At 53.6% G+C, this 17652-nt stretch carries 18 protein-coding genes; 15 read left to right on the forward strand and 3 right to left on the reverse strand.

What is annotated here, in order from left to right:
- The first annotated feature begins 20 nt into the window (after positions 1–20).
- The 6 genes from AYK82_RS06340 (at position 21) to AYK82_RS06365 (ending at position 6110) form a co-directional block, all read left to right on the forward strand.
- Positions 21–371: a TM2 domain-containing protein gene (locus tag AYK82_RS06340; RefSeq protein WP_082733790.1), complete on the forward strand. Its 351-nt coding sequence runs from the start codon at positions 21–23 to the stop codon at positions 369–371.
- Entirely contained in the window at positions 368–799 is a 432-nt protein-coding gene (locus AYK82_RS18580) for an NINE protein (RefSeq protein WP_068312862.1), read from the forward strand. Before AYK82_RS06340 ends, AYK82_RS18580 begins: the two co-directional genes overlap by 4 nt.
- 101 nt (positions 800–900) lie before the next feature.
- Positions 901–1926 (forward strand): DmpA family aminopeptidase, encoded by a 1026-nt coding sequence (locus AYK82_RS06350; protein ID WP_068312866.1) that lies wholly within the window; start codon positions 901–903, stop codon positions 1924–1926.
- A 95-nt stretch (positions 1927–2021) separates the two neighbouring features.
- Positions 2022–3134 carry an ATP-dependent DNA helicase gene (locus AYK82_RS06355; protein ID WP_068312867.1) on the forward strand — a complete coding sequence of 371 codons (1113 nt, stop codon included), beginning with the start codon at positions 2022–2024 and terminating at the stop codon, positions 3132–3134.
- 49 nt (positions 3135–3183) lie between these two features.
- Positions 3184–5622: a Tex family protein gene (locus tag AYK82_RS06360; protein ID WP_068312868.1), complete on the forward strand. Its 2439-nt coding sequence runs from the start codon at positions 3184–3186 to the stop codon at positions 5620–5622.
- A 23-nt stretch (positions 5623–5645) separates the two neighbouring features.
- Positions 5646–6110 (forward strand): YaiI/YqxD family protein, encoded by a 465-nt coding sequence (locus AYK82_RS06365; protein WP_068312871.1) that lies wholly within the window; start codon positions 5646–5648, stop codon positions 6108–6110.
- Between the two features lie 80 nt (positions 6111–6190).
- On the opposite strand, the gene AYK82_RS06370 is transcribed toward AYK82_RS06365, so the two are convergent.
- The gene (locus AYK82_RS06370) at positions 6191–7969 is read right to left on the reverse strand and encodes a DEAD/DEAH box helicase (RefSeq protein ID WP_068312879.1); all 1779 of its coding nucleotides are present in this window, start codon (positions 7967–7969) and stop codon (positions 6191–6193) included.
- 271 nt (positions 7970–8240) lie between these two features.
- Here AYK82_RS06370 and AYK82_RS17955 point away from each other — a divergent pair, with 271 nt between their 5' ends.
- Entirely contained in the window at positions 8241–8444 is a 204-nt protein-coding gene (locus AYK82_RS17955; protein WP_068312881.1) for a hypothetical protein, read from the forward strand.
- Here the strand turns inward: AYK82_RS17955 and nqrM are convergent.
- Together nqrM and AYK82_RS06385 are read right to left on the reverse strand one after the other, a co-directional pair.
- Entirely contained in the window at positions 8441–8662 is a 222-nt protein-coding gene (nqrM, locus tag AYK82_RS06380) for a (Na+)-NQR maturation NqrM (protein ID WP_068312885.1), read from the reverse strand. The two genes, AYK82_RS17955 and nqrM, sit on opposite strands and share 4 nt — an antisense overlap.
- A 56-nt stretch (positions 8663–8718) precedes the next feature.
- Positions 8719–9741: an FAD:protein FMN transferase gene (locus AYK82_RS06385; protein ID WP_068312889.1), complete on the reverse strand. Its 1023-nt coding sequence runs from the start codon at positions 9739–9741 to the stop codon at positions 8719–8721.
- A 612-nt stretch (positions 9742–10353) separates the two neighbouring features.
- Between AYK82_RS06385 and AYK82_RS06395 the strand changes: the two genes are divergently transcribed.
- The 8 genes from AYK82_RS06395 (at position 10354) to AYK82_RS06430 (ending at position 17492) form a co-directional block, all read left to right on the forward strand.
- Complete coding sequence (locus AYK82_RS06395; RefSeq protein ID WP_068312896.1) at positions 10354–11703, forward strand: Na(+)-translocating NADH-quinone reductase subunit A; 1350 nt, start codon at positions 10354–10356, stop codon at positions 11701–11703.
- Positions 11704–11705: 2 nt separating this feature from the next.
- Complete coding sequence (locus tag AYK82_RS06400; protein ID WP_068312898.1) at positions 11706–12914, forward strand: NADH:ubiquinone reductase (Na(+)-transporting) subunit B; 1209 nt, start codon at positions 11706–11708, stop codon at positions 12912–12914.
- Entirely contained in the window at positions 12907–13725 is an 819-nt protein-coding gene (locus tag AYK82_RS06405; protein ID WP_068312901.1) for a Na(+)-translocating NADH-quinone reductase subunit C, read from the forward strand. The genes AYK82_RS06400 and AYK82_RS06405 overlap by 8 nt, the downstream gene beginning before the upstream one ends.
- Position 13726: 1 nt before the next feature.
- Positions 13727–14383, forward strand: a complete 657-nt coding sequence (locus tag AYK82_RS06410) for an NADH:ubiquinone reductase (Na(+)-transporting) subunit D (protein ID WP_068312903.1) — start codon at positions 13727–13729, stop codon at positions 14381–14383.
- A gap of 3 nt (positions 14384–14386) precedes the next feature.
- A complete protein-coding gene (gene nqrE / locus AYK82_RS06415) occupies positions 14387–14995 on the forward strand; it encodes an NADH:ubiquinone reductase (Na(+)-transporting) subunit E (RefSeq protein WP_068312904.1) in 609 nt (202 codons plus the stop codon).
- Between the two features lie 13 nt (positions 14996–15008).
- Entirely contained in the window at positions 15009–16232 is a 1224-nt protein-coding gene (nqrF, locus tag AYK82_RS06420; RefSeq protein WP_068312905.1) for an NADH:ubiquinone reductase (Na(+)-transporting) subunit F, read from the forward strand.
- A 176-nt stretch (positions 16233–16408) separates the two neighbouring features.
- Positions 16409–16738 (forward strand): DnaJ family domain-containing protein, encoded by a 330-nt coding sequence (locus AYK82_RS06425; RefSeq protein ID WP_068312911.1) that lies wholly within the window; start codon positions 16409–16411, stop codon positions 16736–16738.
- A 70-nt stretch (positions 16739–16808) separates the two neighbouring features.
- Positions 16809–17492 (forward strand): nuclear transport factor 2 family protein, encoded by a 684-nt coding sequence (locus AYK82_RS06430; protein ID WP_156453280.1) that lies wholly within the window; start codon positions 16809–16811, stop codon positions 17490–17492.
- Positions 17493–17652 lie beyond the last annotated feature (160 nt).

A 17652-nucleotide genomic window follows, 5' to 3' on the forward strand; every position in this document is an offset into this window, starting at 1 on the left:
TCTCCTAGGGTTATATTGATATGACAATTGAACAAACAAACGCGCCTGAAGTAGATCAGGCAAACACAGCCATGGCATTTTGCGCAACCTGTGGCCAGCAGATCGCCAAATCGGCACCTTCCTGCCCAGGCTGTGGTGCTCCAAACGCAGAAGCAGCCCCGGTAACTTCTGAAAAATCTTTTGTTGCAGCCGCCTTGCTCTGCTTTTTCTTGGGTTTTCTAGGTCTTCACCGTTTTTATGTTGGTAAAATCGGTACAGGCATTCTGCAATTGCTCACTTTGGGTGGCTTGGGCATCTGGTCTTTGATCGATTTGGTTTTGATTATCGTTGGCTCCTTTAAGGACAAAGAAGGCTTGCCGCTAAAACGATGACAGAAACCGCTTCCCAACAAATTTCAGCTGGGTGGGGCTTTTGTACTTGCTGCGGACAAAAAATCGCGCATAAAGCCGTACATTGCCCTAAATGCGGCGCACCTCAGGCGAACACGCAACTTCAGAACGATACCAATAAAAGCCCAAAGAGTTACGGCGTTGCTGTTGCGCTCTGCGGTTTGTTCGGGATGATGGGTATCCATCATTTTTATATTGGCAACATTCTGCATGGCCTGTTTGATCTATGCTTGTTTACCGCTTGGGTCTTTCTGATTTACGTCAGCGAGCCCACAAGTTGGCACCAGGCTGCCCTTGGATTAACGCTATTGCTGCTCGACTTTGTGCATACCGCAGTAGTGTTCTATCGTCTAATCTGTGGCAAAGAAGTTGATAGTGAGGGCCGCAGAATAGCCATTCCCGGCCAATAATGCAGGCGCAGGTACAAACGCATCAATTTGTCTCACTGCGGTTTCCTCTATCCTGATTAATTCTGTAAGCCCAACAGGGAAACTTAGCAGAAGAGGTTGCTATGCAAAAAGGCATGCGAAACAACATCTGCGATGTGCCTGGCGTAATGGTCGGGCATGTCACCCTTGCTGATGGGAGTTGTCAAACCGGTGTGACCGCCATTACGACCCACGGTGGCAATCCATTCCACTTGCGAACCCGTGCCGCTGTGCACGTCTTTAATGGTTTTGGCAAGAGCATAGGCTTGGTGCAGATAGAGGAACTGGGCGAACTTGAAACCCCCATTCTGCTTACCAACACATTAAGCGTTGCTGCGGTGAGTGAAGGGCTGATCCAGCACATGCTCGCACAAACTCCCGAAATCGGACTGCAAGCTGGCACGGTGAACCCGGTTGTGTTTGAATGCAACGATGCGCCGCTCAATGATATTCGCGCATTGGCCGTGCGCCCACATCATGCCCATGAAGCCTTGCAAACCACCGCAGCAGACTTTGCGCAAGGAGCCGTCGGTGCTGGCCGTGGCATGTCGGCCTATGGCCTTAAGGGGGGTATTGGCAGCGCCTCTCGTCAAATAAAACTTGGCAAGAACAGTTTTCATTTAGGGGCGCTGGTACTATCTAACATGGGGCGCTTGCCAGATTTTATCTATCAAGGCACGCCGCTGGGCGAAGCGTTGGCCAAGTTGCTTGCAGCAGAAGAGCAAAGCGTAGAGCGCGGGCCGGAGAAAGGCTCCATAATTATGATCTTGGGCACAGATCTACCGTTGTCTGAACGTCAGCTGAAGCGTGTCGCCAAACGCGCCGGTGTTGGCCTTGCACGCACAGGTTCGTATCTTGGCCACGGCAGTGGGGACATTGCCCTTGCTTTCACAACTGCCGATCCGGTGCGGTTGAATTCCAGAGCCCGCACCATGCAAGTGGAGCAGATTGACGAACGCCGTATAGACAGGGTTTTCCGCGCTGCTGCAGAAGCCACGGAAGAGGCTATTTTAAACTCCATGTTGCACGCCGAACCTGTAACAGGCAGGCAAGGCAACCATCGTGCTTCACTTGCTCCTCTATTGCGTAAAATACAGAACAACATGTGAACCAGCACGACAACCCTAGCGACGAAGCGGCACAAATCAGCTAAGAACCTGCTCGAGAGATTTAAATAGGACAACAAGGGCAGGGCTGCGCGCGCATGGATTGGTCACCACAACAAGATGATGCATTGCAAGCGGCGGCTGACTGGCTGCGCCACGGTGGTTCGCAAGTGTTTCGCCTGTTTGGCTACGCTGGCACGGGCAAAACCACCTTGGCAAGGCATCTGGCAGAAGGCATCGATGGCGATGTTGCCTTTGGCGCCTTCACCGGTAAGGCCGCCCATGTGCTGCGTCAGAAAGGGTGTGGCGATGCCTCTACCATCCACTCGTTGATCTACCGTCCCAAAGGCACCAAGCAAAGCGAAGACGACGACGAAGAGGTGACGCCGCAATTCACCATCAATCGAGACAGTGCTGCCGCTAAATGCGATCTTATCATCATTGATGAATGCTCGATGGTGGACGAGGAGCTTGGCCGCGACTTGCTCTCGTTTGGCAAAAAGGTGTTGGTGCTAGGGGATCCTGCGCAGCTTCCGCCGGTCAAGGGCGGCGGCTTTTTCACCGAAGCCGAGCCGGATTTCATGCTCACTGAGGTGCACCGACAGGCGCGCGATAATCCCATTGTGCGACTTTCCATGGATATCCGTGATGGCGGCGAGCTGCACTACGGCGACTATGGCCAAAGCGCGGTAATCTCGCGCCGTGATATCAACAAGGATATTATCCTTGCCGCAGATCAAGTGCTGGTGGGCACCAACAAGACCCGCCGCCTTTACAACAACCGCATCCGCGAGCTTAAAGGCTTCACCACGCAGATGCCAGCGGTTGATGACAAGCTGGTTTGCCTGCGCAATGACAAACAGAAGGGGCTGTTAAATGGTGGCCTCTGGCATGTAAAACGCCTGCGCCCCCCGCGCGGCAATACCCTGCGTTTTGACGTGGTGGCAGAAGATGATTTCGCGAAAACCAGCGTACAGGTGAAGGTACTGCCTTCGATGTTTGAAGAGGGAGCAGAGCAGCTGCCCTACGCGATCCGGCGCCGGGCTGACGAGTTTGACTATGGCTACGCGCTTACCGTACATAAATCGCAAGGTTCCCAATGGGATAATGTGGTTTTATTTGACGAAAGCTGGGCGTTTCGCGACCACAAGGAGCGCTGGCTCTACACCGCTGTGACCCGCGCCGCGCAGCAAGTAACGGTCGTGCGCTAAGCGCGCATGACCTTTTGCCAATTACCAATGCTTAAGCCAAGAGAGTTGCATGTCTGATCTTCCTGTTTCTACCCCGTCTCCAACCGGAAGCTCCAAGGGCTTGGCCCCTGAAATCGCCCTGCGGATCGCGCGCGGCATCGCCACGGAAATCGGTGCCAACCCAGCGCAGGTGAGCGCCACCGTGCAGCTGCTGGACGAGGGGGCAACAGTCCCCTTCATCGCCCGCTACCGCAAAGAGGTGACAGGCGGCCTTGATGATACGCAGTTGCGCACTCTCGAAGAACGCTTGATCTACATGCGGGAAATGGAAGATCGCCGCAAAGCGATTACGGCATCTATTGAAGAACAGGGTAAGCTGACAGACGAGCTGCGTGGGCAAATAGCAGGCGCGCTAACGAAGGCAGCCCTTGAGGATTTGTATCTACCATTTCGCAAGAAACGCCGCACCAAAGCCCAGATTGCTCGCGAGGCGGGGCTGGAGCCACTGGCAGATGCCCTACTGCAAGATCCGCAGAAAACGCCGGAAGCGACAGCCACTGCCTATATAGATGCGGAAAAAGGCTTTGCCGATGCCAAAGCCGCGCTTGATGGCGCTCGCCAAATACTGATGGAGCGTTTTTCGGAGGATGCTGCCCTTGTGGGTAAACTCCGCGATTACCTTGCGAAGAATGCAAGAGTTGTCGCCAGTGTGGTGAGTGGCAAAGAGCAGGAAGGCGCCAAATTCGCTGATTACTTCGATTATACCGAGGCTTGGAAACACATCCCGAGCCACCGGGCGTTGGCGCTGCTACGCGGGCGCAATGAAGGCGTGCTGGCGCTGGAGCTTTTGCCCGATGATGAGCAAGAGGCCCAGCAAAAACCAGTTGAGGCAATGATTGCAGCAGCGCAAGGCATTCGCAACGAAGGCCGCCCCGCGGATAAATGGCTGAGCGACGTGGTGCGCTGGACGTGGAAGGTCAAAATCGGGCTGCACCTAGAGCTTGATTTGATGAACACCCTGCGCGAGCGCGCTGAAGAAGAAGCTATCAACGTTTTTGCGCGCAATTTGAAAGACTTGCTTCTGGCAGCCCCTGCTGGCCCACGTGTGACGCTGGCACTTGATCCGGGCATCCGCACCGGTGTTAAAGTAGCTGTTGTAGATACGACAGGTAAGCTTGTCGATACGGCCACCATTTACCCGTTTGCGCCGAAAAACGACGTAGTTGGTTCTATGGCCGTGATGAAGGCACTTATTGCCAAACATGGCGTGTCGCTTATCGCGATTGGCAATGGCACCGCCAGCCGCGAAACAGATCGCTTGGCAGCTGATGTGCTAAAGGAAATTCCGGCCGATCAGCGGCCAACAAAAGTTATTGTGAATGAGGCGGGTGCTTCTGTTTATTCAGCATCTGCGCTTGCAGCAAAAGAAATGCCTGATGTTGATGTTTCGCTGCGCGGGGCAGCTTCCATTGGCCGTCGCTTGCAAGACCCTCTGGCGGAACTGGTAAAAATCGAGCCCAAATCCATCGGCGTTGGCCAGTATCAACACGATGTCAACCAGAGCAAGCTGGCGCGCTCGCTTGATGGCGTGGTTGAGGACGCTGTGAACGCAGTGGGGGTGGATCTCAACACCGCCTCTGCGCCCCTGCTTGCGCGAATTTCCGGGCTTACTGACAGCCTTGCCAAGGGCATTGTCGAATATCGCGATAGCGTTGGCGCCTTTAAAAATCGCCGAGAGATTTTGAAAGTTGCGCGCCTTGGCCCAAAAGCCTTTGAGCAATGTGCAGGCTTTCTGCGTATTACGGATGGTGACAACCCGCTTGATGCTTCTAGTGTGCACCCTGAGGCCTACCCGCTAGCCCAGCAAATCATCAAGGCTTGTGGCCGTGATTTGCGCCAGATTATGGGCTCCAACGCCTTGGGCACGCTGGATCCAAAAGAGTTTACCAGCGAGAAATTCGGCTTGCCGACGGTGAAGGATATCTTCTCTGAATTGGAAAAACCGGGCCGAGACCCGCGCCCGGAATTTAAAACCGCCGCATTGCAGGAGGGGATCGAAAAAATATCCGATCTCAAGCCGGGAATGATGCTGGAGGGTACAGTTACCAATGTTACCAACTTCGGCGCGTTTGTAGATGTTGGCGTGCATCAGGATGGGCTTGTCCATGTCTCGCAACTGGCTGATCGTTTTGTGGATGATCCGCATAAGGTTGTGAAGGCGGGGGATATTGTCAAAGTACGTGTGGTTGAGGTGGATGCTCCACGCAAGCGCATTGGCTTGACCATGAAAAAGGATAGTGCAGAAGCCCGTTCGCAAGTGCAAGAACGCCGCAACGCCCCCGCTGCTCCGCGCTCAAAACAAGGCACACCGGCAAGAGGCAAAGGTGCAACACCTGCAAGAGGTAAAGCCTCGGGCGGAGCTGCACCCTCAGGCAAAGCCGGTGCAGCAGCAGATAGCAACAATGCCATGGCAGCTGCATTGGCCGCAGCCTTCAACAAGAAACGATAATAGCACGCAGCGGAGGTATCAACATGGTGAATGACAGCAAAACACGCATCTACATCGATGCTGATGCCTGCCCCGTCAAGGATGAGGTGTACCGCGTGGCAGAGCGCTATGGCCTAAAAACCTATCTGGTGGCCAATAGCTTTATGCGTGTTCCGCGTGATCAGGACGTGCAATTTGTCAAGGTAGAAGGCGGGCCGGACAAAGCCGATGACTACATTGCCGAGCAAGCACAAGCAGGCGATGTGGTGGTAACACAGGATATACCGCTGGCAGATCGTTGCTTGAAAAACGGTGCTAAAGTGCTTTCTCCCAAAGGCAAAGAGTTTGACAGTAATTCTATTGGGATGGCGCTGGCCACACGTAACCTGAAGGAGGATCTGCGCTCTTTTGGTGAGATGACGGGAGGGCCAAAGCCATTTTCGGCCAAAGATCGCTCGGATTTTCTACAGGCGCTGGACCGCGTGCTTGTTGCACTCTTACGCAGCTAAACGAATCCTGACAAAGTAATTTATAGACTTGCTAGTCAAACGGAAAAAGGCGGCCCTGTAGCCGCCTTTTACTTTATGCCTTAGCTCTCGCGCTTGCGAGAGCCTTTTCCTTCCCAAGAGCCGCGCTCACCGCGTTCCCGGCGTTCGCCGCGTTCCCGTGGTGGACGTTTACCGCCACCACCACCGCCACCGCGGTAGCCACCACCACCGCCGCCGCCGCGACGTGGAGGACGCCGACCGCCGCCCCCGCGGCCAGCCTCCGGGTTGCCCTCAATCCGGGAAATGGTAATCGACTTCTCGCCGGTTCCGTTCTCTTTGACGGTTTCTTGGAACTTTTCCGCCAGCTCCGGCTTCAGCTCAAAGCGGCTATCTGCATCAAAGATGCGGATGGAGCCAATATCGCGCTTGGTGATATGGCCCGCACGACAGATCATGGGTAACAACCAGCGCGGCTCGGCATTGTGCTTGCGCCCAACGTTCAAGCGGAACCACACACCGCCTTCAAAATTGCTACGTTCACGCCGCTCGCGTGGCTCGCCGCCATCAACCTTTTCCAAAAGCTCTTCTGGAGCAGGCAAAGTGGTTTGCATCTGGCGCAAATATGCCGCAGCCAGCTGTTCTGGGCTATAGGCCTCAAGCAGCTCTGCAACGCCTTTTGCCTCATCTTCGCTCACGGGTGCGGCATCACTCAGTGCTTCCAGCATGCGTTTATGGTCGCGCTCAAGAATTGCATCGGCTGTCGGGGCGCTTTCCCACTCTGCCTTCACTTTGGCAAAATGCAGCAGGCGGCTGGCGTTACGCTTACGGGTATAAGGCACGATCAATGCACACACACCCTTGCGGCCCGCGCGGCCTGTCCGGCCAGAGCGGTGCAGCAGCGTTTCACCATTGGTCGGCAAATCAGCGTGTACCACCAAATCAAGGTTCGGCAAGTCAATGCCGCGTGCGGCCACATCGGTCGCCACGCAGATGCGCGCGCGCCCGTTGCGCATGGCTTGCAGCGCATTGTTCCGTTCGGCTTGTGTAAGTTCACCGGAAAGCGACACAACAGAGAAACCGCGGTTGCCCAAACGCGCCGAAAGGTGCTTCACCGTCTCGCGGGTGCCACAGAAAATGATTGTGTTCTGCGCCTCATAGTAGCGCAGTACATTGATAATCGCATTTTCGCGGTCATTGGGAGCAACTTGCAGCACCTTATAGGAGATGTCCTGATGCTGCTCACGTGGTGCAATGGTGGAAATCCGTTGGGCATCTCGCTGGAATTTCTTCGCCAAAGATTCAATCTGTGGTGGCACGGTCGCAGAGAAGAGAAGGGTGCGCCGGTCAACGGGCGCAGCACCGAGAATAAACTCTAGATCTTCGCGGAAGCCAAGATCGAGCATCTCATCCGCTTCATCAAGCACCACAGTGCGCAGCGCCGACATATCCAGCGAACCGCGTTCAATATGATCGCGCAGACGTCCTGGCGTGCCCACAACAATATGCGCACCTTGTTGTAAATTGCGACGTTCCCGGCGCATATCCATGCCGCCAACACAAGTGGCAATCCGCGCACCTGCGGGCCCATAAAGCCATTCCAGTTCACGGCTAACTTGCAATGCAAGCTCGCGAGTGGGCGCCACGGCCAGTGCAATCGGTTCTTGAGCGCGTGGCAGTTTGTCTTGCCCTTGTAGAACCTCAGGAGCAATAGCGATGCCAAAGGCCACAGTTTTGCCGGAGCCGGTTTGCGCGGAGACAAGCAGGTCTACGCCCTGCAGCTCTTCGGCCAAAACCGCTTCTTGTACGGCTGTTAGGCTTTCGTAACCTTTTTTTTCAAGGGCGGCTGATAGGGCTGGGGCAACCCTGTCTGGAATGGTCATTCAGTTTTTTCTTTCGGAAAACAGGCAGGCAAGAATCCATGGCTTGCCCAAACATGAGGCGGCTAAACCGCCAAAGAATTGCGCTTCCTTTTAGTCTGCCATTGGGGAATCGTCAATAATCTTGCACAGGCTAAGTTAAGCAAATAACACATGCGTAAGGCAGTAATTGTTTTATGCGGCGGGAAGACTTGCGTGCGTTGGGCCTTGTTTGTTAGATCAACGCATCTCGAGATCAAAGCAAATGCCTGCGGCAAAACAAGGAAACGGTGTAATGGAGAGTTGGCTATCAGCCCTATCCCCCATGCCTCATTGGATGGGTGTTATCTTTCTCGTCGCCTTCGCGCTTTCTGGCAGCCGCTTCCGCACAGTGTGGAAGCACAAACCGCAGGGATGGCAAATGCAGTGCACCGCGCTCGGTCTGATCGCCACGCTTTGCTTTGCCATGATGGTGTTTGGAGATTTTGGCCTAGGTTAAGCCGAGGTCTCTTTGTTTTTGCAAGGCTGCAATTTTTCTTTCAGCGGACTGTTCTTGTCAATGGGCCGGTTGCAAACAACACAATGGTCGGCATCGCCGATGGCGTTCAAACCACCACAGGAGCCGGTGATCGGCTTGTTGCGGAACACGGCACCAATCGACATACCGGCAACTATCAGCACCAACACAAAAAATGCAATCAGAAACGTGGTGAACATGGGACTTGCTTCCATCCGGCGCTGCCGAACAGCGCCCAAAACTTGGGGTTTCTTCGTTACTTGCTAACTTCCAGCGCAGAAAACGCACTGGAGGTAATCTGCTTAAATCCAGTGCCATCGCGCACGATCATGAACACAGCCAGACCCTCTTGCTCGGCCACTTCCATCCCGCGTTCCTCGCCTAGCGCGTAAATGGCGGTCGCCCAGCCATCTGCCTTGGTCGCGTTTTGCGCAATAACTGTGACCGAAGCAAGGCGATGTGAAATCGGCTCGCCGGTAACGGCGTCAATAATATGCGCAACCCGCTTGCCGTCAACTTCCCGGTAATTGCGATAATCTCCAGAGGTGGCCATGCCCTGATCGCTCAGGCGCACAAGCTTTTCAACTTGCTGCAAGGCTTGGTCTGGGCGCTCGATTCCTACGATCCATGACTGGTTACGGGCATTCTGCCCCTGTGCATACAGATCCCCGCCAATTTCTACGAGAAACTCGGTAAAGCCGCTGTCCCGCAAAACCTGCGCCATCTTGTCAATGCCATAACCTTTTGCAATCGCGGAGAGGTTGATCGTGGTTTCGGGATTGACCTTGCGCAGCGCCGGCGGGTTACTCTCGTATTCCAGCATAGTGTTCATGCCAACAGATGACAGCGCGTCGCGAATTTGCGCATCGCTAGGGCGCGCAGCTGTTTCTTTAGAAGGCCCAAATCCCCAGAGGTCAATCAGCGGCGCGAGTGTCACATCAAAACGACCGCCGCTCTTGCTATGGATGATCAACGCCTCTTGCATCACATTGCTCAAATCGCCGGAAATAGGCAGCCATTCGGTAGAACGGGATTTGTTAAACCGTTCGACTTCTGATGTTGGTACCCAATTGGACATGGCGTTGTTGACCAACTTAAGGCCATATTCAACCTCTGCTTGCAGCTTCTTTGCGGAAAGGCTGCCCGGCGCGACAATCGCTTTGATTGAGTAGGTGGTGCCCATCGTTGTGCCAGCAAGGCTGATCTGCTCGCGTGTACTTGATGTTTCCTCACAAGCGGCAAGGCCAATCACAGCGATGATCGCAAGAATAAAACGCATAATCTCGTCTCTAGGGTTTGCAAGCCATGTTTACAGGAGTGTCCTGCGGTTTTGGCGCGATAATCTGGCTCTATGTGCCACTGCTGCCTTGTAACTACAAGTTAAAACCACTGATATATACGCGCATTTGCCCAGCCTTTGCCAAGATTCTCTTGGATGGGTGGATCTCTTTGTGCACGTTGATCAAGGCACATTTTTGTGCTCTCGACCTCCACTGCATTTTAGCCCTAAAAAAAACACTGGTTGCAAAACCGCAAGGAACAGTGATTTTTGGCCAAAATTCAACCAATCCTGAATCAATTTCTATTGAAAATATCAGCTACACGGGTTATTGCCCCGTAAAATTTCGTGTGGCGGAATGTCCGAGGCGATATGCCATTTGCGACCCATACGCGCACGGCACCAAGTGTCGATAAAGAAAAGTGTAGGCAAGCAGCAGGGGCCAGCCATCGGCGAACGGCAGCTGCAATCCCATCATTTTGAGGGCTTTTTCGGCAACTCACACCGAATCTGCAAGATCTCGCCAACAGCCTGATCGAACTAAATGCAGGTTCCGAAGAAAAGTGGTGGGCTCTTCCGTAAAAGAGATCCCACGCTGTGACAGGGCAAGGGATGAAGATCAAAAAAGGCCTAGACCTGCCAATAACGGGGGCTCCCCGCCAAGAGATCGAGCAAGGTCTTGCGGTGGGGCGCGTCGCTGTAAATGGTGGGGATTTTAATGGCTTGAAGCCGCGTATGCTGGTCGCCGAAGGTGATCATGTAGAGCTCGGTCAGCCATTGTTTATCGACAAGCGCTCTCCAGATGTAAACTTTGTGGCGCCGGGTGCCGGTGTCGTCGAGGCGATCAATCGAGGTCCGCGCCGTGTACTCGAAACCGTTGTAATTCGTCTTGATAGCGAAGAAAAAGCGGTGGCGTTTAACAGCTACGCCAAAGCGGATCTAGATGGTCTAGATGCAGAGGTTGTCGCCGCACAGCTTGCCAAGTCTGGCGCATGGAATGCCTTCCGCACCCGACCTTACTCAAAAGTGCCGGTGCTGGGCGAAAAGCCAAACTCCATCTTTGTCACCGCAATGGACTCAAATCCATTGGCCGCTGACGCAGGTGTGATTATCGCCGCGAATGCCGATGCGTTCGTTGCTGGTTTGCAGCTTGTTTCCAAGCTGAGCGATGGCCCAACTTTCGTCTGTCATTATTCCAAGGACAGCCTGCCTCAGGTAGATAGCAACAAAGTGCGCTATGAAACCTTTGACGGCGCGCATCCTGCTGGCCTTGCCGGCACGCACATTCACTTCCTTGATCCCGTGCATGCCGAAAAAACCGTTTGGCACATCGGCTATCAGGATGTCATTGCTATCGGCAACCTGTTCCTGACAGGTAAAGTGGATACCCGCCGCACAGTCGCCATTTGCGGTCCGCTGGCAACCAATCCACGCCTTGTCACCACTCGTGTTGGCGCAGACCTTTCCAGCCTGATGAAAGGCGAATTTTTCAGCGCTCTTGAGGCGCGTGTCCTCTCTGGCTCGGTGCTGTCTGGTCGCCATGCGCACGATCAATTTGCGTTTCTTGGTGCCTATCACACCCAAGTGACGTTGATGGCCGAGGATCGCAAGCAAGATGTACTTGGCTGGGTCCGTCCCTTCATGTCCAAGTGGTCAAACCTGAATGTTCACCCATCCAGCCTGTTCCGCGGTTCGCTAAGGTTCCCGTTTGGCACCAACCGCAACGGATCGGTGCGTGCGATCGTGCCGCTTGGCACGTTTGAGCGCATCATGCCGTTAGACGTTTTGCCGACGCAGCTACTGCGGGCGCTGGTGGTACTGGATACCGACATGTCGCAGAAACTGGGCGCACTGGAACTGGATGAAGAAGATCTGGCTCTATGCACCTTCATCTGCCATTCGAAGAACGAGTACGGCGCGGCCCTGCGTGCCAACCTTGAAAAAATCGAGAAAGAGGGCTGATCGTGGGATTGCGCAATAAGCTCGACCAACTGGCGCCGCTCTTCGAAAAAGGCGGCAAGTATGAGAAGTTCTACGCCATCTACGAGATGGTGGATACCTTCCTCTACACCCCAAAAACCGTAACCTCCGTTGCCCCGCATGCGCGCGATCATATGGATCTTAAGCGCGTGATGACCTACGTGGTGCTGGCCACCATCCCGGCCATCCTTATGGGTATGTACAACACCGGTTACCAAGTAAACACAGCGATCTCTGCCGTTGGCTCCTATGAAGCTGGCGGTTGGCGCGCTGCTTTGCTGCACATGATCGGTATTGGTTTTAACCCCGATAACATCTTGCTGAATGTTATTCACGGTGCACTCTACTTCCTGCCAATCTACATCGTCACTTTGGCAGTGGGTGGTATTTTCGAAGTCATCTTCGCCACCGTGCGCGGCCATGAGGTCAACGAAGGTTTCTTCGTTACCTCAATGCTTTACACTTTGATTATGCCCGCAGGCACACCACTGTGGCAGGTCGCTCTTGGCATCGCCTTTGGTGTTGTCTTGGGTAAAGAAGTATTCGGCGGCACCGGCAAAAACTTCCTCAACCCTGCGCTGACAGGCCGTGCGTTCCTTTACTTCGCCTATCCAGCTTCCATGACAGGTGACACCGTTTGGACGCCCGTTGACGGGTTCTCTGGCGCAACCGCGCTCGGCATCACCGCCACTGACGGTGTTGAAGGCCTTGCGGCGCATGGCATCAGCTGGATGGATGCGTTTGTCGGTACGGTTCAAGGCTCATTTGGCGAGACCTCGGTCATCGCGATCTCACTCGGTATGCTGTTCTTGGTGGCCACAGGTATTGCCAATTACCGTCTCATCCTGGGCTGCCTTGCTGGCATGATCGGCTTTTCTGTGCTGCTTAACGCAGTTGGATCTGAAACCAATCCGATGTTCGCCATGCCGTGGTACTGGCACCTTGTCACCGGTGGTTTCTACTTCGGCCTTGTCTTCATGGTGACAGAGCCGGTAACCGCCGCAATGACCAACCCTGGCCGCTATATCTACGGCGCCCTGATTGGTTTCATGTGTGTGATGATCCGTGTCATCAACCCGGCATTCCCCGAGGGTATGATGCTTGCGATCCTGTTTGCCAACATCTTCGCGCCGCTCATCGACTACTTCGTCGTCAAGGCCAACATCAAGCGGAGGATGCAGCGCCATGCTTAAGGCCAATCCTGAAATTACCCCGAAGCAGGGCCTATGGGCGCGCTTCATGGCGATGCCGCTGGATTCTGCGCCGCGCACCATCGCAATCACCGTCGTCCTGTGTTTGCTTTGCGCTATGATAGTTTCGGCAGCTGCCGTCGCGCTTAAACCGCAACAAACCTTGAACAAGACCCTCGACAAGAAGGTCAACATCCTAAAAGTTGCAGGCCTCTATGAGGACGGCATCGACGTAGAGGCGACCTTTGCCAAGGTAGAGCCACGTGTTGTAGATCTGGCAACCGGTAAATTCTCTTCTGAGGTTGACGCTGTCACTTACGATCAGCGCAAAGCCTCAAAAGATCCGGAAAGCTCTGTCCGCCTCACCAACGATCCTGCATCGATCAAGCGGCAGGCAAAGCTGGCCTCCGTTTACCTGATCCGCGATGACGCCGGTGATATCGAGCGTATCATCCTACCGGTTCACGGTTATGGCCTCTGGTCCACACTCTATGGTTTCCTCGCGCTAAACGCCGATGGCAACGACGTCTATGGCCTACGCTTCTACCAGCATGGTGAAACCCCGGGCCTTGGTGCCGAGGTTGAAAATCCAAAGTGGATTGCGCAATGGCCGGGCAAAAAGGTTTATGGCAGCGATGGCGATGTGCGCATCACCGTTTCCAAAACCATGGGCCCGGATGCCGACAAGCACCACATCGATGCATTGGCAGGAGCAACCTTGACCTCCCGCGGTGTCGACAACCTTGTCAAATTCTGGATGGGCGAGCAGGGCTTTCAGCTCTTCCTCGAAAACTTGAAGAAGGGAGAGGCATAAGATGGCACTTAAAGACAAATCTATGCTGATTGATCCGCTTGTCGATAACAACCCGATTACCCTTCAGGTGCTCGGCATTTGCTCGGCGCTGGCGGTAACATCCTCGCTCAAGGTGGCGCTGGTTATGGCCATCGCGGTAACCTTGGTGACAGCGTTCTCAAACTTCTTCATCTCGTTGATCCGCAACCAGATCCCGTCTTCTGTTCGCATTATCATCCAGATGGTGATCATCGCGTCTCTCGTGATCCTTGTTGATCAGGTGCTCAAGGCGTACTTCTTCGAAATCTCGAAGACTCTTGCGGTTTTCGTTGGTCTGATCATTACCAACTGTATCGTGATGGGCCGCGCAGAAGCCTACGCTATGAAGAACCCGCCAATCCCGTCTTTCCTCGACGGTATCGGCAACGGTCTTGGCTATGGCCTCATTCTCATGCTGGTTGGCACCATCCGCGAGCTGTTCGGCTCTGGCTCTCTGTTTGGCGTCCAGATTCTGGAAACCGTGAATAACGGTGGCTGGTATGTGCCAAACGGTATGCTGCTGCTGCCACCATCATCCTTCTTCGTCATCGGTCTGTTGATCTGGGCGTTCCGAACATGGAAGCCTGCGCAGGTCGAAAAGCGCGATTTTAAAATCATGGAATCCGAGGGGTCGCACTAAGCCATGGAAGGTCTCGTATCTCTCTTCGTCAAGGCGATCTTTATTGAAAACCTTGCGCTCTCCTTCTTCCTCGGCATGTGTACCTTCCTTGCCGTTTCCAAGAAGGTTGAGACAGCTCTTGGTCTGGGTATCTCTGTTGTTGTGGTTCAGGCCATTACGATCCCGGTAAACAACCTGCTTTACAACACCCTGCTGAATGAGGGGGCGCTCGCATGGGCAGGATTGCCGGAAGTCGATCTGCGCTTTCTGGCCCTCATCAGCTTTATCGGCGTTATCGCTGCTATCGTCCAGATTCTGGAAATGGTGCTCGATAAGTATGTCCCCTCGCTCTACAACGCGCTTGGTATCTTCTTGCCGCTGATCACCGTGAACTGCGCCATTATGGGTGGCTCTTTGTTCATGATGGAGCGCGACTACAATTTCGCAGAGGCGTCCGTTTACGGCGTATCCTCAGGTCTTGGTTGGGCATTGGCGATTACCGCTATGGCTGGCGTGCGCGAAAAACTGAAATACTCCGACGTTCCAGACGGTCTGCAAGGCCTTGGCATCACCTTCATTACTGCAGGTTTGATGGCCATGGGCTTTATGGCCTTCTCTGGCGTCAAACTGTAAGGGGAGCTGAAACATGATTGAGTTTTCAGCGGGTATTACCCTCTTTATCCTGATCGTTCTAGCACTTGTCAGCATCATCCTGATGGCACGAAAAAAGCTGGTTTCCTCTGGCAACGTAAACATCGAGATTAATGGTGAGAAGACCCTCTCAGTCCCGGCAGGTGGCAAGCTGCTCTCTGTACTGGCAGATCAGAAAATCTTTGTGCCCTCCGCGTGTGGCGGTGGCGGCACCTGTGCTCAGTGCCGGGTGAAAGTGCACGAAGGTGGCGGCTCTATTCTGGCGACAGAAGAAAGCCATATCACCAAGCGCGAAGCTAAATGCGGCGATCGTCTTTCCTGTCAGGTTGCTGTGAAGCAAGACATGAAAATCGAAGTACCGGAAGAAGTGTTCGGCGTGAAAAAGTGGGAGTGTACTGTTCGCTCCAACGAAAACGTGGCGACCTTCATTAAGGCACTAGTGCTGGATCTGCCAGAGGGCGAAGATGTAAACTTCCGCGCTGGTGGTTATATCCAGATCGAAGCGCCAGCCCACAAGCTGAAATACACCGACTTCGATATCGAAGAGCAGTACCGCGAAGATTGGGACAAGTTCAATCTTTGGCAATACGACTCTGTTGTTGACGAGCCGATCGAGCGTGCATACTCCATGGCCAACTACCCTGATGAAAAGGGTATGATCATGCTGAACGTGCGCGTGGCCTCCCCGCCGCCGGGCTCGGTTGGCATTCCGGCTGGTAAAATGTCCTCCTACATCTTTAACCTGAAGCCGGGTGACAAGGTGACGATCTCTGGCCCGTTCGGTGAGTTCTTCGCCCGCGAAACTGATAAGGAAATGGTTTTCATCGGTGGTGGTGCCGGTATGGCGCCTATGCGCTCGCACATCTTCGACCAGCTCAAGCGTTTGGAAAACCGTGACCGCAAGATTACCTTCTGGTACGGTGCCCGCTCCAAGAAAGAAATGTTCTTCGTTGAAGATTTCGATCAGCTGGCCAAAGAGTTCCCGAACTTTACATGGCACGTGGCACTTTCCGATCCGCAACCAGATGATGACTGGGACGGCTACACCGGCTTTATCCATAACGTACTTTACAATGAGTACCTGAAGGATCACGCCGCGCCGGAAGACTGCGAATACTACATGTGTGGCCCGCCAATCATGAACTCCTCTGTGATCAACATGCTGCTTGATCTGGGCGTGGAGCGTGAAGACATCATGCTTGATGACTTCGGCGGCTAAGCAAAAAACGAAGACCGGGCCATGTGCCCGGTTTTTTTTTTAGGGGCGCTCCCTCATAGCTTGCAGGTTCCTCTTGGTTCGGCTTGGGGGAACTACGCGCTTGTTAGCCTTAGCCCAAAATCCCATATGATGTAGTGCATCACACCGCTATCAAACAACAGAACTGGATCACTTGAATGAATGGACTAGATCTGCTCATAGAGCAGCAAATTGCCAAAGCGCAAAGCGAAGGGCTCTTTGAAGATCTTGAGGGCGCAGGCAAACCCCTGCCAAAGCGCAATCCGCACGTGGACCCGATGGAAGAGTTCCTCTACCGCATGATGGCTGAGAATGGGGCGGTGCCGCAAGAAATCGAGCTAAAAAAGCAAGTCGACCAACTCAACGAGCAGCTGGCCCAAGTGACAGATAAGGCGGAGCGCAAAGGCATCATGCGCCAAATCGCCGATCTACAGCTTAAAATCGATATGGAACGTGAAGCCCGCCTAAAGCTTGCTAGGCATAAGTGATAGGGCGGGGGTTATTTACCAATACACCTATGGGGGTTAGGCTAGGGCTTTTCAGATTATGAGCTAGCCAGTGCATATTGATCGATCGAATCTAAAATTCTTTTTCCAGTATTTTTGCGGGATATATTTTATCTACATACAGGTTTCAGTGCTGATCTGGGGGCTTTTGTGGCTAGAAACTATAACGCTGACCTTTGGTTTCTCGAATTCTACATGGGGATTAGTTGGGGGATTTTCTTTTTTCATTTCCATGACAATTTATAGGGAACGCAAATCACTAATCAAACTCCCAGAGTTTTTTCTCTTCACCATAGTCGGAACAATATGCGTTGTGTTTGCAAATTCTCTTGCGGTTTACTTGAGTTCTTTCTTTGAAAGGTCTCAGGTAACTGTCGCGCCAAATATCTTTCCAGACGCGATACACATTATTACTATCGTCATCGCCCTTCTTATGGTTTTTTTCTTGGAGGCCGATTTGAAAGATGGCGCCACAACTGAAGATGCTGGCGCGCACGTGCCAGCCAATCTGCAAAAGCTAAATGACCCCTCGGTGCTGAGGGAACTTGTCGCACTTGAGGAAGAGCTGTTATCTTTGTCAGTGCGTAAGGATAAAGAGCGTCTTGATGTCTTGCTTTCCGATTGCTTTTTCGAAATTGGTGCCTCCGGCCGCCTCTTTGACAAAGCGGCGATAATCGCAGACCTTCAAACCGAGGTCTACAAAGGTCAAGAGCGTAAAGTTGTAGTGACCCAGTGAGTTCCTGCTCATGCTACAGTGAGGAAAATGGTAGCGATGAGTGAGACATTGGAAGACGGTTTCAAGCGTTGGACAGCGAAGCGCAAATCGGCGCTTGTTATTGAGATCCTGCAGGGCAAGACGACGGTGGCCGAGGCTAGCCGTTCTTACGACCTGTCCC

The organism is Polycladidibacter hongkongensis, from assembly GCF_001561995.1.
Taxonomy (GTDB): Bacteria; Pseudomonadota; Alphaproteobacteria; order Rhizobiales; family Stappiaceae; genus Pseudovibrio; species Pseudovibrio hongkongensis.